This is a genomic window from Acinetobacter sp. YH12116, from assembly GCF_013418895.1.
GTDB lineage: Bacteria > Pseudomonadota > Gammaproteobacteria > Pseudomonadales > Moraxellaceae > Acinetobacter > Acinetobacter indicus.
On the sequence record NZ_VPBE01000025.1, the window covers coordinates 1 to 26,757 of the forward strand.

The 26,757-nt window shown below is 38.1% G+C and carries 20 protein-coding genes, 8 pseudogenes and 1 other annotated feature; of the genes and pseudogenes, 11 read left to right on the top strand and 17 right to left on the bottom strand.

Translation table 11 applies throughout. The annotated features are described in order from the left end of the window. Positions 1-454: pseudogene (gene istA, locus FTU54_RS12370) on the bottom strand (IS21-like element ISAba8 family transposase); the annotation flags it as partial. Between istA and FTU54_RS12375 the strand changes: the two are divergent. Continuing rightward, positions 452-670: pseudogene (locus tag FTU54_RS12375) on the top strand (IS66 family transposase); the annotation flags it as partial. The pseudogenes istA and FTU54_RS12375 sit on opposite strands and share 3 nt — an antisense overlap. A gap of 370 nt (positions 671-1,040) precedes the next feature. Here the strand turns inward: FTU54_RS12375 and FTU54_RS12380 are convergent. The 8 genes and pseudogenes from FTU54_RS12380 to FTU54_RS12415 all read right to left on the bottom strand — a co-directional run bounded on the left by FTU54_RS12380 (position 1,041) and on the right by FTU54_RS12415 (position 8,234). Then, entirely contained in the window at positions 1,041-1,316 is a 276-nt protein-coding gene (locus FTU54_RS12380; protein ID WP_016658816.1) for a helix-turn-helix domain-containing protein, read from the bottom strand. Beyond that, positions 1,309-2,613, bottom strand: coding sequence for a type II toxin-antitoxin system HipA family toxin (locus tag FTU54_RS12385; RefSeq protein WP_179990995.1), 1,305 nt, complete (start codon positions 2,611-2,613; stop codon positions 1,309-1,311). Before FTU54_RS12385 ends, FTU54_RS12380 begins: the two co-directional genes overlap by 8 nt. A 214-nt stretch (positions 2,614-2,827) precedes the next feature. Then, positions 2,828-3,146, bottom strand: a pseudogene (locus FTU54_RS12390) (helix-turn-helix domain-containing protein); the annotation flags it as partial. A 292-nt stretch (positions 3,147-3,438) separates the two neighbouring features. After that, a complete protein-coding gene (locus FTU54_RS12395; RefSeq protein WP_177155611.1) occupies positions 3,439-3,825 on the bottom strand; it encodes a carboxymuconolactone decarboxylase family protein in 387 nt (128 codons plus the stop codon). Next, positions 3,825-4,223 (bottom strand): annotated as a pseudogene (locus tag FTU54_RS12400) (aldehyde dehydrogenase family protein); the annotation flags it as partial. The gene FTU54_RS12395 and the pseudogene FTU54_RS12400, both read right to left, overlap by 1 nt. A 262-nt stretch (positions 4,224-4,485) precedes the next feature. Continuing rightward, positions 4,486-5,544, bottom strand: a complete 1,059-nt coding sequence (locus FTU54_RS12405) for a 2,3-butanediol dehydrogenase (protein WP_004281883.1) — start codon at positions 5,542-5,544, stop codon at positions 4,486-4,488. Between the two features lie 121 nt (positions 5,545-5,665). Then, positions 5,666-6,899 (bottom strand): annotated as a pseudogene (locus FTU54_RS12410) (IS3 family transposase). Then, positions 6,508-6,624, bottom strand: a sequence feature (AL1L pseudoknot). (Overlaps the previous pseudogene by 117 nt.) Positions 6,900-7,061: 162 nt before the next feature. After that, entirely contained in the window at positions 7,062-8,234 is a 1,173-nt protein-coding gene (locus FTU54_RS12415) for a replication initiation protein (protein WP_127800989.1), read from the bottom strand. A gap of 856 nt (positions 8,235-9,090) precedes the next feature. On the opposite strand from FTU54_RS12415, the gene FTU54_RS12420 reads away from it, so the two are divergent. The 6 genes and pseudogenes from FTU54_RS12420 to FTU54_RS12445 all read left to right on the top strand — a co-directional run. Continuing rightward, positions 9,091-9,870 (top strand): ParA family protein, encoded by a 780-nt coding sequence (locus FTU54_RS12420; protein ID WP_179990956.1) that lies wholly within the window; start codon positions 9,091-9,093, stop codon positions 9,868-9,870. A 7-nt stretch (positions 9,871-9,877) separates the two neighbouring features. After that, positions 9,878-10,789, top strand: a complete 912-nt coding sequence (locus FTU54_RS12425) for a ParB/RepB/Spo0J family partition protein (RefSeq protein WP_119879449.1) — start codon at positions 9,878-9,880, stop codon at positions 10,787-10,789. A gap of 430 nt (positions 10,790-11,219) precedes the next feature. Then, the gene (locus FTU54_RS12430; protein ID WP_179990955.1) at positions 11,220-11,603 is read left to right on the top strand and encodes a transposase; all 384 of its coding nucleotides are present in this window, start codon (positions 11,220-11,222) and stop codon (positions 11,601-11,603) included. Beyond that, complete coding sequence (gene tnpB, locus FTU54_RS12435) at positions 11,600-11,935, top strand: IS66 family insertion sequence element accessory protein TnpB (RefSeq protein WP_179990954.1); 336 nt, start codon at positions 11,600-11,602, stop codon at positions 11,933-11,935. The genes FTU54_RS12430 and tnpB overlap by 4 nt, the downstream gene beginning before the upstream one ends. Positions 11,936-12,009: 74 nt before the next feature. Beyond that, positions 12,010-13,384, top strand: a pseudogene (locus tag FTU54_RS12440) (IS66 family transposase); the annotation flags it as partial. A gap of 575 nt (positions 13,385-13,959) precedes the next feature. Beyond that, positions 13,960-14,424: pseudogene (locus tag FTU54_RS12445) on the top strand (reverse transcriptase N-terminal domain-containing protein); the annotation flags it as partial. Between the two features lie 113 nt (positions 14,425-14,537). On the opposite strand, the pseudogene FTU54_RS12450 reads toward FTU54_RS12445, so the two are convergent. The 7 genes and pseudogenes from FTU54_RS12450 to FTU54_RS12480 form a co-directional block, all read right to left on the bottom strand. Beyond that, positions 14,538-14,759, bottom strand: a pseudogene (locus FTU54_RS12450) (cation transporter); the annotation flags it as partial. Positions 14,760-14,935: 176 nt separating this feature from the next. Continuing rightward, positions 14,936-15,130 carry a heavy-metal-associated domain-containing protein gene (locus tag FTU54_RS12455; protein ID WP_179990953.1) on the bottom strand — a complete coding sequence of 65 codons (195 nt, stop codon included), beginning with the start codon at positions 15,128-15,130 and terminating at the stop codon, positions 14,936-14,938. Positions 15,131-15,878: 748 nt separating this feature from the next. Further along, positions 15,879-17,144, bottom strand: coding sequence for a type II toxin-antitoxin system HipA family toxin (locus FTU54_RS12460; protein ID WP_000934717.1), 1,266 nt, complete (start codon positions 17,142-17,144; stop codon positions 15,879-15,881). After that, entirely contained in the window at positions 17,144-17,449 is a 306-nt protein-coding gene (locus FTU54_RS12465; RefSeq protein ID WP_000366814.1) for a helix-turn-helix domain-containing protein, read from the bottom strand. The genes FTU54_RS12460 and FTU54_RS12465 overlap by 1 nt, the downstream gene beginning before the upstream one ends. Before the next feature lie 920 nt (positions 17,450-18,369). Next, a complete protein-coding gene (locus FTU54_RS12470) occupies positions 18,370-18,627 on the bottom strand; it encodes a hypothetical protein (protein ID WP_004726728.1) in 258 nt (85 codons plus the stop codon). Between the two features lie 349 nt (positions 18,628-18,976). After that, the gene (locus FTU54_RS12475; protein WP_179990952.1) at positions 18,977-19,573 is read right to left on the bottom strand and encodes a putative adenosine monophosphate-protein transferase Fic; all 597 of its coding nucleotides are present in this window, start codon (positions 19,571-19,573) and stop codon (positions 18,977-18,979) included. A 12-nt stretch (positions 19,574-19,585) separates the two neighbouring features. Continuing rightward, positions 19,586-19,753: a YhfG family protein gene (locus FTU54_RS12480; protein WP_000946583.1), complete on the bottom strand. Its 168-nt coding sequence runs from the start codon at positions 19,751-19,753 to the stop codon at positions 19,586-19,588. A 275-nt stretch (positions 19,754-20,028) separates the two neighbouring features. Between FTU54_RS12480 and FTU54_RS12485 the strand changes: the two genes are divergently transcribed. Genes FTU54_RS12485 through FTU54_RS15390 form a run of 4 tightly spaced genes read left to right on the top strand, consistent with a single transcriptional unit; the run spans position 20,029 to position 26,219 of the window. Next, a complete protein-coding gene (locus FTU54_RS12485) occupies positions 20,029-20,520 on the top strand; it encodes a hypothetical protein (RefSeq protein ID WP_000943375.1) in 492 nt (163 codons plus the stop codon). Then, a complete protein-coding gene (locus FTU54_RS12490; RefSeq protein WP_127800787.1) occupies positions 20,507-22,846 on the top strand; it encodes a hypothetical protein in 2,340 nt (779 codons plus the stop codon). The genes FTU54_RS12485 and FTU54_RS12490 overlap by 14 nt, the downstream gene beginning before the upstream one ends. A 4-nt stretch (positions 22,847-22,850) precedes the next feature. Beyond that, positions 22,851-26,051 (top strand): site-specific integrase, encoded by a 3,201-nt coding sequence (locus FTU54_RS12495; protein WP_127800785.1) that lies wholly within the window; start codon positions 22,851-22,853, stop codon positions 26,049-26,051. A 60-nt stretch (positions 26,052-26,111) separates the two neighbouring features. Next, positions 26,112-26,219: a hypothetical protein gene (locus tag FTU54_RS15390; protein WP_372551473.1), complete on the top strand. Its 108-nt coding sequence runs from the start codon at positions 26,112-26,114 to the stop codon at positions 26,217-26,219. A gap of 144 nt (positions 26,220-26,363) precedes the next feature. On the opposite strand, the gene FTU54_RS12500 is transcribed toward FTU54_RS15390, so the two are convergent. After that, a complete protein-coding gene (locus FTU54_RS12500) occupies positions 26,364-26,582 on the bottom strand; it encodes a hypothetical protein (RefSeq protein ID WP_000550047.1) in 219 nt (72 codons plus the stop codon). Positions 26,583-26,757 lie beyond the last annotated feature (175 nt).

The following is a 26,757-nucleotide window of genomic DNA, read 5'->3' on the forward strand; positions in this document are numbered from 1 at the left end:
AGTCGAGCAGTTTGGGGTTCCATTTATGCTGCCCCTCCTGATAGGCATCCCGTTCAATCATGATCGTTTTAGCGTTATCAAACAGGATTTCCTGAGGTACTCCTGCAAAGAACTGAAATGCATTTTCTAGACCATCGATCCATGCATCCGTACGTTCATGATCATAAAATTTCACGAAAGTCGCTCTGGAATACCCTAATGTTGCGACAAAGGCTTTTAAAGTCGTGTTGTTGCGTCGAATCGTAGTGAAATCCACCTGCATTTGTTGGCCAGGTTGGGTTTCAAAACGAATGATCGGTTCCGGTTTGGCAACTGGTTTTAATGTTGCAAGATATTCCCTCAAGATCCTGATCTTTCCTGGATATCCCAACCCTAAAATTTCCTGGTAGAGTACAACAGCAGGAATCCATTCAGGATGAGCTGCGTTTACACGTTGGAGTAAATAGGGTTTATGCGACCTTGGGCCTTAGGGCGCAAGAACTGGCTGTTTGCAGGTTCGCTGCGCAGTGGTCAGCGAGCGGCAAACATCATGACTTTAATCCAGTCAGCAAAGCTGAATGGCTTGGATCCGTATGCCTATTTAAGTGATGTGCTGAAAAGGCTGCCGACGCATAAAGCGACCCAAATAGAAGAATTACTGCCACATCGCTGGAAATCCAACTCAAATTAAAAAATAGGCATGGGGTTCAGCGGACGCTTACGCTTTACAAGCCTGAACGATCTGCTGTTTAAATTCAGCACTGTATGTTCTTCGTTTTTTCGCAAGAGATGCGATGGATGTCTGATTATTTGTAGTCATAAATTTAAGTCCCCACTTGTTTCTAAGTGGGGACTAAATTAAGGCTTATAGGATGAATTCAGAAGGTGTGTTCAGCGGACGCTTACCGTTTTTTAGCAACAGGAGGTGTTGCTGAATATATATCCATGTTCATGGATTAAGTCCCCACTTGTTTTTAGGTGGGAACTAAATTAAGGCTTATAGGATCGCTTGGTAAGGCTGTGTTAGCCGGATGCTTACCTTTGAATTAATAACTTTTAACTCAATATCTAATAACAATCTTTAAACCAAAGGTGCTTAGGAGTTTCATCATAGATTCCAAAGTCGGATTACTATTGGGCTGTTCCATTTTTTGCAAAGTTTGGGGTGCTATTTTTGTGATTTTAGCCATTTCATTTAAAGTCAAATGAAGCTCAGTTCGGATATAACGAGCAACCTTGTAAAATGGCCAGTCAGGATTTTGATTAATCGTCTCCAATATTTCTTGGCGCTTTCTTAACTGCTCAATTGCCGTCATAGGTTTATAGCGCTTATCCACGTGCTAACTCCTGAATCTGCTGGCATATATTTTCAATCCGGTACTGACTATTTTGCAAAATCTCCTGAGAGATCTGCAATTTGTTCATTTCGGCCATCAATCCTCGATAGAGGGGTAATTGCTTGACTAACTCTGCCTGAATTTCATGATGTGAAATACCAGTTTTCGCTGTGACTTGTTCAATCACTGAACGCCAAATTGGCATACCACCATGATCATCTTTTTCCCAACGAGTCGTTCGTGCGATACCATCAGGATGTAACCACATCGGTGCAAAATCGTAGAGTGGAGTCAGTTGTATAATGCCATTATTCAAGCGTTGTATCGCTGTATTGCGGCTATGATTATCTTTATTGCCTAAGGCAACATTGGCCAAATCACGTTTAAGATATTCGAAGATCTCCTCTTTCGGATGACTACAACACTGTGTGAGTAATTCACAGATTTGATTATGAGTCATCCTAATACCAAAACCAGCTTTTCCACTTAGAGATGCAAGACTTTCCTGTGCAATACGCTGGACTTTTCCATCCTGTACGTAGCGATCAAATCTTGGAATAAACAGGGTTTTACCATGTAATTGTAATTCCTCATGTACGCGTAAACCCAAATAATGAGCAATTTTCATATAGTGTGCTTCATTAGTTAAAATTTTATTCAGGCTTTCGTCACTACCACGACTGAACTTCACTAACCAATGTTTTTTTACCTGATGATCTGCAAGTGTGTGATCTAAATAAAATAGGTCATCATGTCCTTGGGAGAGGAGTAGCTTTGGCCATTCACCTTGAACACCTGAAGAGCCGGCAATGAATAAGCCATAAGAGGCGAGCGATTCAATGAAGTGCTCTTTTCGTTCTATAATCTCACTTAGGCTAAAGCCTATATTTTGATCAGTCGGAAAGCTCCTTTGCAGCCACTCATGAGCTTCTTTAATACGTAAATGTCCAATCGGGTTGCCAGCTCCAGCTTTTAAAAGTGCCCAATCTGCTTGTTCTTGTGCATTTTCACTGTAATTTAGTTGTCTTAATAATTCTTTACGACCATAGCCCTGTGGAAGTAAATCCATTAAGAAAGCAGGCCAAGTTTCATTAATTTTATTTTGTACATTCACAGGAAAATGATAGGCGAGTGCATGGCCATCATGTAAGTCCATATAAGAAATTGCATATTCAAATAAATATGAAGTACGAGTTGGTGTTTGCCAACCATGCTCATTTTCACCCATCAACTCAACAATTGCACAGTCAAGCCACTGGTCATCCTGATAAATTTGAATGGTACAATATTTACTCATAACTTTATTAAAATAGTAAAATATATTAAATATTCTTATTATATACCTATTTTAATAAAATAATATTAATTATCTTTCTATTTGCTTGTTAGCCAGTATATTTCTACATGGGAATAACAAGTCATGTGAGTTGATCTCACCGGCTGCTATAGTTTGAGGCAACATCGTCAATAAACATTAGCAGACTACATTTATCAGCATGTCCTTCAAATTAATCATGATATGAGCCGTTAATAAGTCAGCTGCAATCATCCAAGAATGCGGTGTTTTCGTTAAAATATTGAATCCATGAATGCTGGTCAGCTTTTCATGCACTAGATTCAGCCACTTGAGTCTAAAAGGAGCTTGGAATTACAGGTTTGACCATGTGCAGTAGGAGCTGATGCAGATGGACCTTGAGCTTTATATTTTTTCAGTAAGCGTCTGATCTGGCGTTCTGAAATGTGAAGTAGCTGAGCAGCCTGAGATTGGGTGATGCGTTGATCACAGATTTCTTGCAAGACCGACAATCGTTTAAGTTCTTTATCCGACATAAACACCAACATATCAAACCGTACGCTTCGATAATCGCAAAAGCGAGTATTCTTTACTTTGGAGAAACCGGACATTTCTATTTTGGAGTTACAGTTGTACTTCGTATAATAGTGATTATGTTAAATTGATATCAAGTGGCAAAATTTTCATTAATTTTGATATATGGTAATGATTTACTCACTTTAATTGTCAATATTTCTTATGCTGAAAGTATTCATAGGTTTCAATCGCAAATAGAATAACCGCATTTAATAATGCGGTTATAATTTTAACCTTTGATTGGTAAAATTTTTAAATATTTTCCTGTTCATATTCTAAAATTGCTTCTTTTGCAATACGGAAACTATCTACAGCAGCTGGCACGCCACAGTAAATTGCTACTTGCAAGAGTACTTCTCGAATTTTGTCTTTAGGCACGCCATTACGTAAAGCTCCTTTAACATGTAGCTTCAATTCATGCGGACGGTTTAAGGCTGATATCATAGCCAGATTAATTAGACTACGTTCAGGTTTGCTCAGTTCTTCACGTCCCCAGACCGCCCCCCAACAATACTCCGTGACCAGTTCCTGTAAAGGTAAGTTAAAATCATCAGCATTGTTGATCGAATTATTGACATAAGCTTCGCCAAGCACCTGTTTACGAATCGCTAAACCTTTTTCAAATTTTTCATTACTCATTAGCCTAATCCTCCAAATAAGGTGTATTTGATTTCGAGATAATCTTCAATGCCATATTTTGAGCCTTCGCGCCCTAAACCTGACTGTTTAATTCCACCAAACGGTGCAACCTCATTTGAAATCAAGCCTTTATTAATTCCAACCATACCGTACTCGAGTTGTTCACTCATGCGCCACGCACGACCTAAATCTTGTGTGTAGCAGTAAGCAGCTAAACCAAATTCTGTGGCATTGGCCATCTCAATTGCTTGTTGCTCAGTTTCGAACTTAAAAATTGCAGCTAATGGTCCAAAAGTTTCTTGAGTTGCAACATCCATCTCTGCAGTTACATCGGCAATAATGGTCGGTTCGTAAAATAACTCACCAGCGCTGTGTTGTTTTCCACCTGCAACGGCTTTGTTGCACAAAGATTTCATAACTATATGATTTTAAAAGTTTTGATTATTTTTTGATCTAAAATTAAATCTATTTAAATCAGATGCTTACATATTTATGCAACAAAGCCTTATATCTTTACTAGGCTCTATGATCAAAATCATACTGGCACTCAACACTGTAAATTTGAGAATGAATCTGTACGTACAGACTCATTCTCTATCGATAAAGATATTAGAAATAGCTACATAGAGTTTATTTCTAGCTTATTCAAATTAGGCTTTACTATGGATGAACAATAATTTTTACAGCAGACTCATTATTATGAATCAGCGTTTCAAAGCCTTTAGAAACAAGATCATCTAATGCAATACGTTGGGTAATAAAAGGTTCTAGATTAATCTTACCTTGCTCGACTAAACGGATGGTTTCCTGATGGTCATTGACATAAGCAATCGTTCCACGAATATCGAGCTCTTTCATGACCACACTATGCACATTAATTGTGGCAGGATGGCTCCAAATAGAAACGATAACGACTACACCAGTTGGTTTCATTGCTGCAACGAGTGTATCCATGACTTTATTGACACTACTACATTCAAAAGCGACATCTACACCGCGGTCTTCTGTAATTTTCATTACCTCAGCAACTACATCAACCTTAGATGGGTCTAGTACATAATCGGCAACACCCGCTTCTATCGCTTTTTCTTTACGTTTTGCACTCAGTTCAGTAATGATAACCGTGAGACCTTTAGCCTTTAAAATAGCAGATAAAAGTAAGCCTATTGGGCCTGCTCCACCAACCAGTGCGATATCGCCAGCTTTTGCGCCACTTCTGACATAGGCATGATGACCGACAGATAAAGGTTCTATCAATGCTGCTTGGTCTAAAGGAATATCATTTGAAATAGGATGTACCCAACGCCGCTGAACTGCAATTTTTTCAGAAAGACCACCACCGCGTCCGCCTAAACCAATAAAGTTCATATTTTTTGATAAATGATACTTATCATTGGGGCCAGTCGGCACATCGTCAGCAATAATGTAGGGTTCAACTACGACATGTTGCCCAATTTGGATATCATCTACACCCTCTCCAACTGCATAAACCACGCCTGAAAATTCATGTCCCATTGTTACAGGTGCAGATTCTCCCGAAATTGGGTGTGGGTGACCACAAGGTGGAATAAAAATAGGACCTTCCATGAATTCATGTAAATCCGTACCGCAAATACCACACCACGCAACTTGAATTCCAACTGTGCCTGGAAGTACTTTCGGTTCAGGGATATCTTCAATTCGAATATCCCCTCGGTCATAAAAACGAGCTGCTTTCATTTTGTATTCCTTATATTGATGTTAACGGTAAACCATTCCACCATCTGTCAAAATAGACTGACCTGTAATGTAGTTTGTGAACTGAACCGTACCGGGTTTGTCGGAGACTTTTTTATTTAAGTTAGGCCACCTGACCTAACGGGTTAATCTTATCATAGTACATTGCTTCAAACTCAAAAGGTGATACATAACCCAGTGCACTGTGTACACGCTCTTTATTGAACCAATCTACCCAGTTTAGTGTCGCAAGTTGTACATCTGCTAAACCTTGCCAATCCGCTTTTAAATATTCAATCACCTCTGTTTTGTATAAGCCATTCACCGTTTCAGCCAAAGCATTATCGTATGAATCACCGGTCGTACCGACTGATGCTCGTAAATTTGCTGCTTCTAAACGATTGGTATAACGAATGGAAAGATATTGCACGCCTCTGTCACTATGATGAATCACGTTCTTTGGCATGCCTCGATCATGCAATGCTTGCTCCAGTGCATCGAGCACCATATCTGTATTCATACGTGTTGATACTTTCCATCCAACAATTGCTCGCGAGAACACATCAATAATAAAGGCGGTATAGACCCAGCCTGAATGAGTTTGAATATACGTGAAGTCAGCGACCTGAGAAGCATTGCTTCGCAAGGGTCAGGATGATCTGCATTAAAATTGCGTTTTACTAAGTCATCTGCTCGTTTTTGATCATCTCGGCTACGGGTGGTTTGTTTATTCTTACCACGCCAAACACCTTGTATACCTAGCTTCTGCATCAATCGAGCAACTGTACAACGTGCGATAACATAACCTTCACGTTTCAATTGTTGCCAGACCTTACGCACACCATATCGACCTAAACTTTCTTTCCAAATACGTTTGATTTGCTCTGCATGATATAAATCATGCAGAGCACGTTTCGCTCGATGTTCTGGGTTATCAACGAGATCTAAAGCCCGATAATAGGTCGAAGCTGCAATCGGTAAAATTCTACAAATCGCTTCAACACCATATCGATCTTTATTGTTCTGGATAAAATCCACCATTATTTGTGTGGGCGGTCGAGCTCCGCCTGGGCGAAAAAAGCGGCTGCTTTACGTAGAATTTCATTGGCACGTTTTAATTCTTTAATTTCACGTTCCATTTGCTTCATTTTTTCTTGGTCAGATATCTGTTGTACTTTGGCAGGATTTAGTTGATCCATATGCTTTAAATACCAAACACGCAATGTTTCAGGAGTACAACCAATCTTAGGTGCAATAGCTGTGATTGCAGCCCAAGTAGAAGGATAATCTTTTTCAGATTCAATCAATAATTGAACCGCTCTTTCTCTGATTTCAGGGGTATATTTTGGTTTTGTCATTGGAACATTCTCTCAAGAAAGTTGGTCTCCGACAAACCCGGTACGGTTCAGTCTCAATTTTCACACTTTATGCAACAGAGTCGTTTTTATCCTAAGGTCCTTACCACTTGTATTCTTTACGAACATATATCTAAAAAGTGTAGCAAGTTGCTACACTTTTCGCTAGATCAACTCTTTACCAAAAATATCATTCAGTCTTTCACGAATACTATGGACGAATTCCGGATTACTTTTAAGTTTATGCTTCATATTTCGTTTAAAGTCATTCAACCCCATACCAATTTCAGCAAAATCCATTTGGAATAAAGTGTCATTAATGACAATATTTGCTTGAGAGTCAGTGAGGCATCCTACTTTTTTAAACCACTTCTTGAACTGCTGATAATTTTCATCATTATTAAAAATATACCAAGAACGTACATTCATATCGAATTTAGCCCCTAATTCTTTTACGGATGCATTGTCTTCAAATGGAACATCAAGATAGATTTTTTCAATCACTGCAAATTCATCCAGTGCCTTATCAGCAATCCGATGATGCAGTTTAAAATTCACACCTACAATTGGACGGCCTTTCTTAACGGTTTCATACTCTAACTGTAGATCTGTATTTTCGTTAATTTCTGCCACTATTTTGTCTAATACATAGCGTCTAAAATCTACCCAGCGATCATATTTGGTTTCATTAATATCAATCAGTGCTTTCAAGTTTTCTAAAAGTAATGGCACTTCATAACTCTTTTGATTGGCGTACTTAAATTCGTTTTTAATGAAATAAGTATAAAGACTCATACTGGCAACAGAATCTAGGGCAAAAAGATGTTTTAGCTGATAGGTAGTAAAATTACCCCCAGCCAGTTGAGTGAAATACGGCAACACCTCACTGGTAAAACGAATCTGAATCGCATTTTTAGAATCATCTTCCCATCTTAACTCACGGATAATGGGAACGACAGAATGTACTTTTTTAGTCTTTCTCTTACCATTATCAGCTGGCTCCTCAATAATAAAATGAGCTACCCGGGATGAAAGCTCTTTATAAATCCGATCTATTGCAACATTAATTGAATTACGTTTATTTAATCCTAGTAAATCTGCCAAATCATCCTTATACAAATAAATATAAGTTTGTTCGGTAATTTCACCATCTACCCTATTTTTCTCACTATAATTCGCAACCGCCATTGCATATAAAAGTGCCTTATATTCATTGGCTGATAATTCGATTGGGCGAATTAAACGGTTACTGGTACTGACAACGCCATTATGGCGAATGTTGCCTATACAGTAAGGAATATAATTCGATTCTTCTTGCAATGGTTCAGATTCTGTCATAACCGTGATATTTATAATTTAACTTAGTTTTTATATACAAAAGTGGAAAAACTTTCAAGACTTTCACCACAATATTCTAAAAGTGGAAAGTTTGTCATCAAAAAGAAGCATTTTAGCCGATTTCCTGCACTTAAAGTGGAATTAATTATAATCTTTCCACCCCATGATGACAGACCTTCCACCTTTAGTCTCGAAATTACAGTTCAGAAGGTCTATTTTTACTTTTTTCATTCAGGTCTAGTTAGGTTAAGTCAGATAAAAACCCTGATGTGACAAGGCTTCCACCTTTTTGTTAGATTTAAAAGGTATAACTGCACATATAATCATCAGGAAATATCCAATAAAAACAGATTATCCACAGGTTAAGAAGATACAGTGACAATCTTTCCACCTTTAAAGCTTAGTTATGAGACTTTATTAACAGCTTAAATATTTGTTTTTTAAATTATTTTTAAATAAAAATAGCAGTTATAAAAATAGTAGTGACAAACCTTCCACCCTAGTGACAGACCTTCCACTTTATAGTGACAAACCTTCCACTTTATAGTGACAGACCTTCCACTTTACGGTGACAGACCTTCCACTTTATAGTGACAAACCTTCCACTTTATAGTGACAAACCTTCCACTTTTAAAGTTACAAGCACTTGTTTTATATAATAAAAATATGATCCTAATTATTAATTAGCTAAATAACTAATTATTCTAATTTTTAATTAAGCTAGCTTAGTTAAAAATTTATTTTTTAAGTTGTTTTACAGCTGAATAAATAGGATTTATAAATTTAAAAACTATAGTAAGATGAATGAAAGTTATTTATATTACTAAACATTGAAATAAGGAAGCATCTGACACGCATGTCTGCAAAAATTATTACTGTTGCTAACCATAAAGGCGGATGTGGCAAAACAACGACTGTTGTACACCTAGCCTCAGAACTTGCCAATCTTGGCTACAAAGTTTTAGTCATTGATTTAGATCCTCAAGCAAACGCAAGTTTACACATTGGGATCCAACATCCAAGCGAAATTGCTGTCACTACAGCAGAATTACTAGTGGGCGATATTTCGTTGTTGGCAGATGCATTACAAGAAGAAACGAACTTTGAAAAAGTATCATTAATTTATGGTTCCTTAAATTTAGGAAAAACTGAAGATCAACTAAAAGAAGAAGCTCCCCGTCCTTCTGAAGAGTTAAATATCAAGTTAAAACTATTAAAAGATCTTTATGATTTTATATTGATCGACTGTCCACCTAGCCTTAAATTATTAACAAGCAATGCCTTGGCATCTTCAACACATGTCATTATCCCTATCGAATCAGGATCACAATATGGATTGTATGGGGTAACAGATCTTTTAAATCATCTTGAAAAAATCAAACGTATTAATCCAGATTTAGAGCTTTTAGGCGCTTTACTAATTAAGCATGATGAACGTCAGAATGTCTGTAAGCTGATTCGGGATGAAGCCTTGAAACAGGTAGGTAAAATTTTAGAAACCACAATTCCTCAAAGTACTAAAGTCAATCAAGCAGCGATTCTGCAACAACCACTTTTGAAAGTAGAAAAAAATTCAAAAGTACGTAAGGCTTTTGAAAGCCTTGCCAATGAAATTGTAGTGAAAATTAAAACCTGAGAGCATTATGGCAAGCACCAAAGAGCTTTTAGCTCAGAAACTGAAACAGAATACAGAAAAACATCAGCAAGCACAGAAAGACAATATTAAAGAGCCGAAAGAGTTTAGACGTAATGTCCCTATTGAGGATATCAGCCGAAGTCCAAACCAGCCGCGTAAAATATTTGAAGAGTCACAGTTAAAAGAACTGGCGGATTCTATTAATGAAATCGGCCTTTTGCAGCCCATTACAGTGCGTAAACTGGATAATCTGAAATATGAACTGATTGCAGGCGAGCGACGCTTACGGGCACATCAATTACTCGGAAAGTCTGTGATTGAAGCCATTATAATTGATGCAAATAATGTAGAAGCATCTTTGTTAACCCTGGCAGAGAATTTAAAGCGTCAGGATCTGACAGATTATGAGATTTTTATTGGCCTGAACTCACTTGATGAGAAATTAAAGAAAAACAAGCAACGTTTAGCCAATTCACTGGGTTTAAATCGCGAAGATATGTACAAGTATTTAGCATACGAAAAACTGCCGCAAGCAATTTTAAATGACCTTGATGTGGAACCAGGCTTGCTAGGCCGTACTGCTGCAACTGCATTCAAAAAATTTCTATCGGATCATCTTGAACAACTCTCTGAAGCCGAAGTGGCCTTACTCGGAGCTTGGGAAAAATTAAAAGACAAAAAACTCGAGCAAAGCAAAGTTACTACTTATGCTGAAAAACTATTGAGTCAGAATCCAGAAAAACTGACCACAACATCCGTGGTCAGAAAAATTGAATATGCCGGTAAGATTGCGGGGAATATCAAACTGAATCAAAAACAGCTTAAGGTTTCTCTGAATATCTCGGAAATTGACGAAGCCAGTCTCTTACAATTAGAAGATTTCTTAAAACAGCTGATTCAAAAAAGCGAAAAAGTGTAGCAAGTTGCTACACTTTCTTAGCACCCTGAAACTAATTACATCCTCATGCATTATTGAAATTTATTTTCTTAAGTATGCTTCTTTACATTTGGTCTTTGAGAGTACTGTTACTTCGGACTGAGATTAAATTCTGCCTTTCTTCTTGTGGAGTAGTTTTATATTTATCCGGAAATATTATATATGTCCATATAAGCACTCCCAGTTTTCAGGTTTTGTATCAAAATAATCAATTCTTATCAGATTTTTCGATAGGGAAGTATATGTGCTGGTGGAACATAAATAATTTGGTGGTGTTTCAAAAGGTATGCTGCCGTTAAAAAAATACGTTATTAAGGTAAAAGAAAGTAAGCATCCAGCTAACACAGCCTTACCAAGCGATCCTATAAGCCTTAATTTAGTTCCCACCTAAAAACAAGTGGGGACTTAATCTATGAACATGGATATATATTCAGCAACACCTCCTGTTGCTAAAAAACGCAGAACATACAGCAAAGAATTCAAATTCAGTATTGTCAATGCCTGCAAAAATCCTAATACCTCGATCGCTTCGGTCGCACTGCAACATAGTATTAATGCCAACCTTGTCAGTCGTTGGATCAGGATCTTCAGCCATCATGATGGTGCCGTGCAGGATCCTACTCATGTGAATCCAGCATTTATTGCTTTGCCTTACACTGCTGCAATCAGCCAACCTATTGATGAGAGGATCACGTTGTGTATCACCGTGCCTCATACGAATAATGATATTCAGCTAAAATGGCAGACATCAGAAATACCTGCCTTGGCAGAATTACTCAAGGCACTGGCAACATGATCCGTATCAATGAAATTTGGCTCTCTACCCAGCCCATGGACATGCGTGCAGGTATGGATACGACCATGGCTCAGGTGGTGAGAGCCTTTGGCTACATCAAACCGCATTGCGCCTACCTGTTCTGTAATAAACGTGGTCATCGTATGAAAGTGCTGGTACATGATGGACTGGGCATCTGGCTGTGTGCCAGGCGGCTGGAACAGGGAAAATTCCACTGGGCTCAAGTTCACCAAGGTGAAACCGTGGTCCTCAACCCGGAACAGTTACAGGCATTAATCCAGGGTTTGCCCTGGCAGCGCATTGGACGACAGCAAGTGGTAACAATGCTCTAAACCAAGCTCGGCTATTCTGCTATTCTCCAAACGTTCTATTTCATTCTCTTCATGACCTCAGGCATACTGCGGTCATGAATACGCTGCCTGACTTAAGCCAACTGACCCATGAACAACTGCTGGAATTTACCCGGCAGTTGGCGATGCAGCATCAGTCTCTAGCACAATCAAACCAGCAATTAGATTCTAAAGTTCAACATCTTTCTATTCTCAATCAAAAATACGAGCATGAACTGGCGCTGTTTAAAAAGCACAAATTCGCCCAAAAGAATGAACACTTAACGGCAAAACAAATCCATCTGTGGGATGAAGCGGTTGAAGAAGATATTGCCGCGGTTGATCTAGAACTGGAACGGCTAAATGCAGATAAAACTAATGCAGCGACACAGAAAGCCAAAACCAATAAACCTAAACGTCGACCACTGCCAGATCATCTACACACCATCCGTATTGAGCATGAACCTGCATCAACCCAATGTGCTTGTGGCTGCCAACTCCGTCGTATCGGCGAAGATGTCAGTGAAAAACTGCATTTCAGACCGGCACAGTTCTATAAGGAACAGCATGTGCGTGGTAAATGGGTCTGTGATCAGTGTGACACCCTGACTTAGCAAGCGATGCCCGCCTATGTGATTGATAAAGGCATTGCTTCACCTGAACTGCTCAGCCATGTGCTGGTATCGAAATATGCCGATCATTTGCCGCTGTACCGTCAACGTCTGATCTATCAGCGGGCGGGAATCGAACTTTCTAGATCAACTTTATCTCTTGCGAAGCAGTGCTTCTCAGATAGGTCGCTGCGGTGTAGAACTGGAACCTCTGGCCAATGCCTTAAAAGAGGTAGTGCTGCAACAGCAGGTGCTGCATGCAGATGAAACACCAGTCACCATCATGCGGATGGGTGAGAATGATAAAAAACCGAAGAAAGGTTATGTCTGGGCCTATGCCACTACACAGTACAATCCAGTTCAGGCGGTGATCTATGACTTTCAGGATAGTCGTTCAGGCCAGCATGCTGCAGAGTTCTTGAAAGGCTGGCAGGGTTATCTAGTCTGTGATGATTACAGTGGTTATAAAGCACGCTTTAAATCAGGCCAGGTCATTGAGGTGGGCTGCATGGCCCATGCACGTCGTAAATTCCATGAACTGCATGTAACTGGGAAAAGTCAGGTCGCTGAACAGGCATTAGTGCTGATTCAGAAACTGTATGCGATAGAAGCAGAGCTCAGGAAAAAGACCGATGGTACAGCGGAAGACCGCCGCGAATACCGACAACAGCATAGTCAACCAGTGATGCAACAACTATATGAATGGCTCAACCAACATCATCTGACGGTGCCATCGAGTTCTCCCACCGCCAAGGCCATCAATTACACTCTGAAGCGTTGGCCAGCTTTAAGCCGCTATTTGGATGATGGCAATCTACCGATTTGCAATAATTGGGTAGAGGTGCGACACGAAGTCGCTTAATGAAGTTGTTCCCCCTGCGGGAACCACCCGTGTCACCGGGTGAATCTAGAAGGCTGAATAAAGAGCGCCTTCGACAATGTAACGAGGCACCGCAAGGTGCGGGGTATCAATCGTGAGAGGCGTACTCTTCTGGCAGCCATAGCCGGACAAGGGCTAGATAATCGGTATGGTGAACACATGTGAATCTGCGCAACGATCGTTAAATTGAACGAGCGGAAATGGCTAATACGCTCGAACCAAAACGGTAATGGAGGTGGGAATCGCGTCTTTCTACTACGCATTCGTGACCCATACGCCTCCCGGTCGATAGCAGGCACCTAAGCCGATGTACTTCAGTAAGCGGAACGTGGAAATCCCGTATTACCCCCATTGGGAAAGCAGTTTGCAAAAACTGCCCATGGTGATGCGGGCGAAGGAACGAGGAAAAAGCGAATGCCAGTCTGTAATGGGTTGGATAGAGGTTGAAACATTACCTCACGCGAAAGCGGGCTGACGTCCTTATGGTCTCTCATCACAAGAGAGTGTGTAGAACCCTTTTAATGGAGGGAGAGCAAATGAACGCAGCAGTATCAGCGTGTGCGCCTTCCAGCACATCGTGGGACAGCATCGATTGGATTGCTGTACAGCGTCATGTCAGAGGGCTGCAAGCGCGTATTGTGAAGGCGGTACAAGACGGCAGGTATAACAAGGCGAAAGCTTTGCAATGGCTGCTGACTCACTCGTTTAGTGGCAAAGCATTGGCCGTAAAACGAGTGTCTGAAAACAAAGGCAAAAACACGGCTGGGGTCGACAAGGTGACTTGGAATACACCCAAGGCCAAGACCGGTGCGATGATGTCGTTGAAGAGGCGAGGTTACACGCCCCTTCCGCTTCGGAGAGTCCTTATTCCGAAGAAAAATGGCAAGATGAGACCTCTCGGGATACCCACGATGAAATGCCGGGCCATGCAGGCGCTCCATCTGCTGGCTTTGGAACCCATCGCGGAGACCACTGCTGATCGGAACTCTTATGGATTCAGGGCTTTGTTGCACAAAGATTTCATAACTATATGATTTTAAAAGTTTTGATTGTTTTTTGATCCAAAATTAAATTTATTTAAATCAGATGCTTACATATTTATGCAACAAAGCCCTTCGTAGCCTGCTTTTTCTACGGCTTTAATTAAAGTAGCGCGATCAAGTGGTTGATGCGCATAAATGACTGCTTTTTCGGTAGCCAGATTTACATGAGCCGATTCAACACCCTCAACAGATTTTAAAGCTTTTTCCACACGGCCTACACAAGAAGCACATGTCATCCCCTCAATCTCTAATGTTTCACTGTAGTGTGGCGTATCAGTCATTTCGGTACTCATATACGATCTCTATCATTTAGATATGCTGAGTTCTATATGCGAAGATCAGCTCGAACCAAGATTAGGTGGAATTCAGGGATTACTTTTATTTCAAGCAAGTACAGGTTTTATCTGTACGATGAGGAAAATAAGAGAGTAAAAGTGGTAAGGAATTCCCACTGTTACTCTAACAGAGATTAAGCAGGATCAGCTGTAAATCCACGCTCACTGAGAGTGGCAATGACTTGATCCTGACTCACCGTTGTGTTGATTTCAATAATACGGTTTTGTAAATCAATATCGAGTGAGGCATTCGAGTCGAGCTCTTTAATTGCGGTAGTAATGCCGCGTGCACAACCACCACAAGTCATATTAGCGATGTGAAATTTCATATGTTGCTCCTTTTTAACAAAACATTTGTTTAAAACATTAGAACAGTAACTCTAAACTTTCACCATACAACCAGCCTTTTTCTGAATCAGTTACTCGCTGTAACTTGGTCTGTTTACAACCTTACAGTTTTCTTCAGAGTATTCCAAAGAAGAGTGTTCTAATGACTACAGTAAATAACACTAAATATAAAAAAAATGGAAGAATAATTTACTAAGTTATTGTTTTTAAGTTGATCCTTGTTTTATATGGGGGTGATAATAACTTCTGATTACTAGTTTTTACCTTAAATATACCGATTGAAAGATTCATTTAAAGGCTATGAATACATGAGTTTTACAGTTTGGCTAGGTCAGCATGAGTACTTTTCACAAGATTTAAGATCGACCATGAACGTGATTAAGTTATAGGGGATTGATGAAATAGTTTTTATGAATTTCTGGCTTTCTGGGCTGATTTTATCAAATTCATGTCTATGCAAAATTGCGACATATTTCTCGTGCTGGTAGTTATCCAGAGTTTGGTCTGCATCTATCCATAGTGCAGACCTTTTTTTGGTGACAGTTTTTTCTTAGTGATTTTCGATCTGGATGTAGTGATTTCACGTTTGCAGAATATATCTTGGCGGTGATCCATCTAATATTCGTGATTATAAAGAGAGCTAATTCACAGGTTCTACAGATTATGTAGCGACTAACTATATCAAAGTCTATTTGCAGTTGATGGTTGGCGCTTAGTTTATATTTACGCTTAGGTTTCAGTTAAAAAATCAATATTCTGTTGAATCCGTGATTGAATCATCTGTAGGGTAGATTCTCGAATTTGATGGGGATACAGGCGCTGCGCAATTTGACTAAATTGAAGTGCAATTTCACGCATGGTCAAGATGATCTCATCGACTTCTAGAGTAGTCAGATTAGCTTCTGAAGTACCGAGTTTATGTATGTCATTTCGGGAAATATTGAGCGCTTCTCCCATAATGTCCATTTGATGATAACCACCTGGACCCTCGCAGAAGGTCACATCATAGGCTGGAGCCAATTTCCATTGACCATTTTTCTCCATGAGAAATGAAAAGTTCTTAGTATGGTCATCCCGATTATTGAAAAGCACATTAAACACAGCACGTTTAAAAGCATGCAATCTTTCTCGTACATCTTGCGTACACATCAAGGTTGCCCGGAGAAAATTGCGATAGTCTAGGCTACCTGGAACTTTATAGTCTGCTCCTGTATATGCAGCCAAACTCTGCATTGGAATCCGCATACCATTTTGACGATCGAATCGTTTAGAAGCAAAAGCCGTTAAACCATTGGGCAAATTAAAGAAATGGGTATCTGGAGTCTCAATTGCACAAAGTCGCAAACATTCTGCATAGACGGCTTCAATGGCGCAGACTTCAGGATGCTCTTGCTGAGCAGGAAACTTAATCAGCCAGGCTTCATGTTGATCAGAATCTTGAGTCGAAAACTCTAAATTGACAGGATCTCGGTAAACCAACGCTTTTGGTCTGGCACCTTGAGGGGAGCCACCCATGACCAATAAATGCTGTAGAAATTCACCACCTTCACCTTTGAGTACTTCTTGAACTTCCTGGGCCAGTTGTTGTAAAGGGATATTTTCTGAGGTTTGCATGTCAGCAACACAAGGTTCAAAGGAGAGGGCACCCATTGCGTGACTACTAATATAGGTCAGACGCTCCAAAGGTCCAATTCGTGCTGAATTTAAGCCAATTTTTTTGAAATATCGATCCATCAACATCATGCCCCAACCATCTGGTAAAGCGTCATAGACTGGACCTGGGAGTCCCATTTGATGAGTAGGAAAACCTTGTCTGAATGGTAGACCTTTTAAAGGCAGCAAGTAAGAAGAGAGCTCAACACCTTGCTGTATTGCTTCTGGACTATATTCAAAAGCAATGGTGGGTCTACCTGTCGTGGCTGTTGAACTAATCAGCGTTCCCCATAACCATGATTCGCCCCAACCGTTGTAATAAACATTAAGTCTATTGAGCATTATCCCTTCCTCTTAATACGGTGGCGCTTACTTTGACTCTCATAGCGAAGAATGTCATTCACACTGTTAAGCTGAGGTTTAAATAGTTCCTGAAGTTCGTTTAATCGACCCAAGACCATTGCAATACGGACTAAATTTTCAACAGATACATTTCGTCCCGCTTCAAGATTCGAAACTGTATTCACGCCGACACCAGCGCGTGCTGCTACCTCAGCTTGAGACATCTCCAGAAAGAGTCGTTGCTTACGTAAACGCTCACCTAAAAGAGTCACAACTTCTTCTGGTTTAGTGAAATATAAATCCATTAAATTGGGTCTTAAGAATGAATAATTTAATTAAATCACAAAATAATGGAATTAATCTATAGCTATAGTGTGGCTAAGGAGGGCTTTGTTGCACAGCACATCAGAAGGGTAGGTATAGTCCTTGGGTATCGGTTACAGAAAATCATCAGGATGTACTTTGACTGATTGTTGATACGGAGATTTCAGTATTTTCATTTTTCCTAATAGGTCACATTACTTAGAAAGGGTTCTTCGAAAATTAGTTCATACTTTAAAAATCCTATAAATATTGAGGATATTTTCTTAATGCTTTCAATATAGCATGCGGCTATATGTAACTCGAACGGGCTTAATCTGCCTTTCAGTATAAATTTTTTGGGCGTGAGAGGGGAGAGGTGTGAGGGCAAGCAATTTATATCGTGGATACTTCTAAATTACTTATGTAATAGAAGGTGGTAAACATGGATTTAGAGGTAATAACACTAAATATAAAAAAATTGGAAGAATAATTTATTAAATTATTGTTTTTATGTGGTTATTGGTGATGTTATGAATAATAATAACTTTTTTCTTGATGAATTTTACCTAAAAAAATTGATCAGATAATTTTCTTTAAATGTCATGCATACATAAATTTGACAGTTTGAAGGGATCGGTATGTGCATTTTTCACAAGGTTAAAGATCGACCATAAATGTGATAAACGGCAGAGGATCATTGAAAAATGAATGGATTTAAACACTACATGTATGCACGAAAAAAAGTATCGCTGCGGTTCTGCTGACAGGCTGTATTGAGCATTGAATGCAAATGATGTAGTAATTGTCTACAGGCTATAGGACCAGCATGAAGAAGAATGAAATGTAGTTGCCAATTTATAACCTTGGTTGAAAAGCATAGCATTGTTATTCGGAGAAGTGAGGTAAGCCATCCTTCTCTTATTCATTTAAAATGATTCTTACTCAACTGATCTCGACTCATGGGCTGGTTCCAATTAGACGGATAATAACTTCCATCCCCTATCTTTTTCTTACCACATTTCTTGCATTTAATCCCTTCTTTGGAGATTTGATTCAGCATCACTGTTGTCGGTTGAATCAAATCAATGACATAGTTCGTTGGTTCAGGAAAAGCAGAAGAGGCTGCTTTATTGCAAAAGAGAACATTCGGATCAAATGGATTGGATTGCACAAAAGCCATGATACAGCCACAGAGTAATTCACCTGCATGTAATCTGTAACATCCATTCAGGTCATCAGACGAAGATTAATCTGAAATTTAAGCACTAAACACCATAAATCTATGTATGGGCAGACTTTTTTGAGACATATGTTGATAAACATGCGGCAAGTTACATTGCTTAAAAGTCTATCTAAGTTAACGATCTATTCAATTCTGGATAAGTAATCTGAATATTACGATCCTAAATTACCCGAAGAGTATTAAGATTTCTAAGAATCGTGATTGTTGGTTTATTTGGGAAATTAATCAGTGGATTGAAGCAAAGATGATGGCTCATTAAGGATTGTGGGCTTCGACTACTTAAATTTTAGGTATTTTGAATAAAGCATATTTCAAAAATCTTAATTAATGGATTTAAATTACCATAAAAACCTTCAATATTGGCTTGAATCCATTGTTGTTGAGAGTCAATGCGAGACCAATCAATACCATAACCACAATGAGCAATCAGATGCTCAAAGAAAATCCGTTGTGTACGTCCATTACCTTCACGGAATGGGTGTATGACATTAAGCTCACAATACAAGTCGGCAAGTTGAGGAATCAGTTGTTGTGGTGCTAAGCCTTGAAAGTATTTTTTTTCTTGAAGCGGTTTGAGTAGTTTATTGGTTTCAATTTCAATACGGGAAAAATTACAAAAACGGGTGTCACCTTTGGAAATATCGATTTGTCTTAACTTTCCTGCCCAGTCGTATAAGTCGCCAAAGAGCTGCGCATGAATTGATTTTAAGTATTGTAAGTCGTAAGGTGGTTCAGCATATTCAATTAAGTTACTTGCCAATCCAGACAGTTCTAGTTCAGCTTGTTCTAAAATTTGTTCATCACGAATATTGAGTTTGTTCTTTAGGATATTTGTGCCAGGGTAACAATACAGGCTGTCACCCATTTCCCCATATTTATCCATACATGCACCTGACTAAGATTCGGGTTGCGAATACTTCTTATATTTTTGCAAGATTTCAGCTTTACTTTGTTGAGTTGTTTGAGCTGTCGTTGTAATGCCTTCAAGCTTTAGGCTGGCTTGATAGTTTTGCGAACGTGTCGCTTGAATATATTTTCTTTTCTGTTCAGTGGTTCTGAGCATTTCGAAACTCCATTGATGCTACACGTGAAGTAAGTATAGCAGAGAATCTTTTTGATCAATGCTGCATACACAGCATTTCTAAAATGTAATACAACGGTATTGTTTCATGTAATAACAGAAAACTAAAAAAAAGTGGAAGAATTCTTAAAATTTAGACCGTCATAGATAAGCAAACCGTATGTATTTGTTGAGAATTGTAATTTTGAGAAAATTTAGTTGATAAATTAAATGAAGTTTCATATACAAAGATATGCTCATTTTTTAAATCGATAAAAATGTTAAGATTTGACTATTTGGTAAAAAATATAGAAATTTTTATGGGGCAATTTATCATGCCCTTTTGCTTTGACCGAAAAAATGTTCAACTTGAGATAGTAAAAATTAACTCAGAACTACTGAAAATCAAAAAGATTAAACAGAGTCAGAAAGTAGTAGTACAAGCAAAGTTCAAAATAATCTATGTGAAAATTTGGCAAAAAATCTTGCTATTGATGCAAACGGAGCCAGGCTTACGTGTGCATTCTAATTATGTTGCAATCTTACAGTTGATACATAATCTTGATGATTTTATCGAAAAATCACAACAACACTTGTGCTTTGAAAGAAAAGCTCAGAAAGAACTGGATGCTAAATTTTTTGCAAGATTTTTTAAGCTAACAAAGAATTCAATAAAGGATCAACTTTTACCAAATCGTTCTGATCACAATGAATTTAAACAATGCAACGTGATAAAAATATTAAGCGAAAATGAATATGCCAAACATTGAAACACAAGAGCAATTCTTAGATTTAGCAGAAAAATATCAACAAGATTATTGTCTATTACGTGATGATATTGTAAATACACAATTTGTCGATCTATCAGATGATTTGTATAAAGATGTCTACGCTCTATACAAATTAGCACAACAAATTTATAGCTATATATCAGGCTCCAGACAGATCGGTAAGTATTCTTTTTTAGCTGCTGTGAGTTTTTTTGCATGTCCAGATTCTAGTAATACACAAGAGCTGTCATCGCAACGTTATTTGATTCTACAAGCGAGTTTTTTAACATATCGGCAGTATCAAGAATTTGCAAAAATTGATAAAGCTGAGAATAAGCAAAAACATGTTTGTGACCTATTACGCTATGTCTCACGATATGTGCTGGATTCTAATCATGCTGAATTATTTCATGAATGTAGTAAGCTACTAAATTGTTATGTCACGTACGAACGTAATTTGAAAAAAGAGGATCGTAATCAACTTTTTAATATTAAAGATTTCGAACAAGTACAAGTCATAGAGTATTTATCGGCTCTATTAATAATTTTTAAAAGACTAGATGATCGTCGTGTAGTTCATCGTCAGCGTAAGTCAAAAAAAAGCAAAGTTTTGCAATGGCCGACGAAAAATGAACTCAAAAAATTTCGTGAAATTAAAACGGGTAAGCAAGTAGATATTGGACATAACGCAAAGATTAGTATTTATGATGCCGCTCTTCACAAAGATGAAGAGGGTGAAGTTGATCTATTAGATCCTGAAATGGAGTTTTATTCAGAAGATGAAAAGTCTAAAAATTTAAATTATATACTCAGCGATAATGCGACGCATCTAATGCGGCATCGCCAGCGCCGTCATGCTCCTTTTGTTACAAATCCACATTATTTGGCGCCAGATATACTGAAGCAAATTGTTTATGTGTTGAGAACCGAGTTATCCGGGCACTGGAGGGATGCTGCAATCGCTGCAGCATGTTTATTGTCACTTTTGACGGGATTATCACCCGTCGCACTGATGGATTTTAACGAGCTTATTCAAGATGGAATTTTGATCCAGAATGGTTCAAGTAGACGTCGCGAATATTTACTCAAATTAAATCTTAAAATTACAGAGCAGAAGATTAAGAGCTTAAATCATGTGCGGTGGAATGAAGTGATGACACATCAACTACATTTACCTTCTGCTTGGTTTGACTATATAGAACAAGCATCGAATCCACTAATTTCATCAACACACATTAATACGAAACTTAAGAATTGGCTTGATAATCGGTTTGTAGGTTCGATCACTGTAGAAAAACTGCAGGCTCAATTATATTTTCATATATATTATGAAACATATAATGAATATCTTGCTCATGTAATTGCTGGGCGGGATAGTCAGCATCACATGCCTGGTATCTATTATGGCGGGCTACCGAAAACTCAACTCAGTAGCACATATCTAGCCTTTTTAGAAAAAGCACTTACACCACATTCCACACATTTTACTGAAGACACGGCTGAACTAAAAATATTGCAACAACAATTCAAAGTGCAATCTGCATTATCTATAGGAAGGATAGGGAGCCAACTGGCACTTGAACCCAATTTTGTGAAAGAGCAATTCCATATTTTACATAGACATTGTCACGAAAACATCCAAGAAGATAAGCACATTATTAATCAACTTAATGCATATGCGTGTTGGATGTGGCATATCAGTTTGTTGAGTTTGGCAAGTCGGCCTAAAAAAAACCTGTTGGGGAATTTGGATGATTATTGTGTTGAGCTCAAGCTTTTATATGTGAATGATAAAAAAAATAGTAAAGCAAGAAAAGATGGTCGTTTTATCCCTTTATCTGATTTTTTCATAAAAACACTGCAAAATTACACTGCCTTTTTAGAACAAATTATTGAAGCGTACGGTTCATTTTTTAGACAAGTCTTTGCAAAGAAGAAGATAACTGTAAATGATCTTTTTGGTAAGGTCATTTTTAGTAAAGATATCTTGCCGATAACTGTCAAAGAATGGCAGAGCAGGAAAATTAAGTTAATCCCTTTATCGAGAAAATGGGTGAATTCATATATGCAAGGAGTCTTTCCAAAGAATATGTATTCGAATTGGTTACGTCATTTTGACATGAACTTTTTGATGCATGAGCAGCAAGAGGGTAAACCAGCATTAGCTTTTCACTTAATTCAGGCCCTGTATGGTCATGACCAACGTGACCGAGAGGCTTTTCATCCGCATTCTTCACTTATCCCGAATGTCTATGTACAGCAAGCCCGCCAGCAATTGCAAGATAATGTCAAATCTTTATCGATTAAACACTTAGAGCGAAAATAGTTGTATGCAAAAAATCAAAGAACTAATAAAACCACAACTAGATGATCTATTTGTTGATATTCATAAAATGGTGAAAAAGTCGCTAGATAGACAGCCTTCTCCACCTGAAGTATTGACGAAAGAAATGCAGCAAAAACTTGATCAGCAGATCGCTGAAAAATGGCATGACATTAAAGATAGTGTTGATTGTTTGAGTCAAAAGTTGAGCCGAGACGAACAATCAAAACTGATGCAATTTACTGAAGATGAATTTAATAAAAGAAGGAAGCAATTCAACCAGAATGTAGATAAAAAATCATACAGAATTAAGCTAAATCCACATACTAAACGGATCGTACTGCCTAGAAAAATTGAGAGTACAGAGTCACGGTTAGAACAGGGGCATCTACATATCCATGTACTTAAGGAATTAAGGCAGTATTGGCAAGATTCATTTGAATATTGGAATGAACCAAAGTACTTATGGGGAAATTTATGCTTAAGTTTTATATATATTTCAGGCTGTGCAGATGAACAGCATTTGATTGCTATTCAGAAGCAATTGCAGGAGGCCATTGAGCTTGGTACAGATCTGAATTGTTTTCGGTTATACCATTCGGACTACAAAAAAATCACTAATCCATTGTTACTACATTATCGTGTTGAAAACTCTCAATATGGCAACGATGTAGAACAGGGAAAGTTGTACCAATGGAAACATGTTTTTTTTAACCCATATGCGCAGTTCATTTTGCAATATTTAAAAAAGTTGAAAGCTGCTCAGAAAGAATTTTGTCTGCAACATTCAGTTGAAGATTGTATTTTAGAAAGCTTGAGTAAGATAGGCAGGAAAAAAAGTCTTGGGGATCTGCAATATCAAATTAAACGCCGTGGATTTCGTGCATTTAATGATGTGCAAATGGTACTCGAATTTAATCCAAACCTCAGCATAGATATATTTTTGAGTAATGTGCTTCAGCAAGAGATTAATACTGTTGCTTTAAGGCCATCCGAATTTAGATTGCTGTGGAATAATGATTACAATCAAGTCACAGAACCAGATAATCGCCCTATTCATTTTGAACAAGAGCAGTTACTTCCTGAAGTTCCGACTGTTCAAAGCAAATTACAAACGATTCCGTATGAGTTGATGTTGTTTGGTCAAAAGAAACGTAAAGGTCAAAAAGTTGAGCGTTTAGATAAAAAGAGGAATAAAGAAGAACGCACGCTACGTTTTTGGCAAGAAACTAGAAGGGTGTTAGAGGAGAAGATAGTTGATGCTAATACGGAGGAAAAGTCTTTAATTGATGCTCAACTACGCTTAATTCACTGGTTAATGCATTTAAAAAAACGAGGGCTTCAATTATCAACTATTGAAAGCTACTTAGGATCGTTTGGCAAAGAATTTATATTTGAGATTTGGCTCAATAAATTAGATTTAAAGCAACAATCCATAGATGACTATGAGGATTTATATCGGCAGCTATTGAAATACAGCAGTGAACGTGATGAAAAAGCAGTTCAACGAGATTCGGTGAAAGGAAAAACCTCTCGTAAGATGCACCAAAGCGCAGAATACCGTTTTGGTCGCCTAAAAGATTTTCATCAATTCTGTATAGAGAATTATGATGCTCCAGGGGTATTGGTGTTACAGAATTCAAGTTTTAAGCATTTACAAATTTGCAATGCACGGCTAGTGAGTCCTTTGCTATTTGGCAAATTATTGGAAAAACTAGAAAATTTAAGTCAAGAGCCAACGGCATCAGAGTGGGTCGATCATCTGAGTTGTTTAAAGCTGATGTATTTACTAAGTTATAGAACTGGACTTCGATTAAATGAAGTTCGTTGTCTTAAAATACAAGATATTATTTGCCCAGAGCTACTTTATAAAGAAAAAGAAAATACAGTTTTTAATAATATCACGCTTCATATCCAAGACAATTCATATCGCCGTCTGAAAACGCGAAGTGCGAATCGTCAAATACCATTGAAAATTGCATTGTCAGAACATGAGTTTTTAGTAGTACAACGTTACATACAACATCGTTATGAGCAATATTTGGTTAATCAGCAGGATGATCTACTTTTTAGTGTGAATCATCGTGTATTAACTGATCAATGTATCAGCAAAATTACAGTAGATTTGTTTAGTCAAATATTAGGTATGCATCATGGCTTTAGTTTTCATACATTACGCCACAGTGCTGCTAACTATCTAGCAATAACTTTGCTCGGTTCAAAAGAAATGATCAAGACCTACACAGATTGTCCTTGGGTAAAAGCAAAAAAGATGAGGGATTTATTGTTTGGTATGAAAGCACGTGCTCAAGAAGAGATTATTCAACATAAATGGCAGGTGCTCGCCTCTTGGATGGGGCATAGCAGTATTGAGCAAACGGCTTCAAATTACCTTCATGTTTTGGATTTATTAGCAGTCGATCGAATTTATAATTCGCCGTGTATCATTTCAAAAAAAGTATTAGAACAGTGTTTTAGTCCAGTGAAGTCAAGTACAGACTACATAAACCTAAATCGTTATACTCAGCAGCAGAAATGGTTTAATTCTTATCAGCAAACACAGCCAGTTACGATGGCTGGCCGACAAGAAAAGAAGTTTAGTATAGAGAAGAGTACTCTGACACCTTTTCAACGTTTGATAAGTTTTAGAGAAGGTCGATTAAGCGAAGATACCCAAGCTCAAGAATGGATGCAACGATGTCAATGGATGAGCACTAAATGGATGGATCGCCAAAAATTTAATTTAAAAACGAATTATGTTTATAGTAAGAATTTAGAAGAGAGTTGGTTTGATGAACTTTACGAAAAGGCTAAAAAACTGACTCGTCCAGATGAAATAATTCCTCTCCTTGATTTTCATTATAAAGATGATAGGCAGCAAGATGCACTGAAAGAAAAGAACATGGTTAAGGCGCTTAAAATATTATTATTATTTGGAAAACTGCGTAAGAATTTTCTACATTTTCAATGCCGAATGAAAGGTGATGAGCAACAAATTGTTAATTTTATTACTGGTATAGAGCCAATGTTAGGAGATCATCTGTATTTAGAAAAACAAAACTACCCAGTTAATTTGGATGCTCCTGAGCGAACCGTTAAATTTAGTTTTCAAAGAGTTGTCGGCTCTAACAAAAAAAATGTTACTCCGCTGGTTATATTTAATTTAATGTTAAAAATGATGCAAAAAGATGAACTCTGGATCAAATAGCCTAAGCATGTTAAAGGGGAATTGTTTAGAAATTTCCCTGTTTATAAGTAAACTGCCTTTATGAAAAGCACCATGCTGACTTGGATTAATAAGCGGAATGTAGTATCACAGTTTGATCGCTGGATTTACGAAAATGGTGTGAAGATTAGCGGTATGGTAAATCGATGAGCTAAAGTGTTGTAGTCCAAACTCGATCTGACAATTACCCATTTTTTAGTGTGCCCGTCAGGTTAAATTTGAACTGAATTTTTCTCAGCCCAAATTCATTTCCAATCAAGTTATGTTTCAAGTGGCGTGCGAACACTGCACAATTTAATTCACGGTGCCTAAGACAGGTATCAACTTCGGACCAGCCATTCTAGCTTTGCTAATGATTTCCACCAGCTCATCATAAGTCAGTTCAAACTTATCCTCACTATCAAATACATAGACCATATTCTTGCCTTCATGTTCAGGTGGAGTAGGTGGTACAAATCGTTTCGGGATAAGAATTTGTGCGAGTTGTTCGTCAGTTAATTTAAATAAGTGCATGTTTTTATCCTACTGTTCCTTAAAATGTATTCAAACATACTCAAGGACTAATTCGCACTCTGTTAATGTCTTGTTGCCAAGCGTGTAACTAGAGCCTGAGTCGGTCAGTTCCGACTTGTAGCGGTCAGTCCGTTCTTGCAATATACGCTTTACAGTTTTGTAAGGCGTATAACGA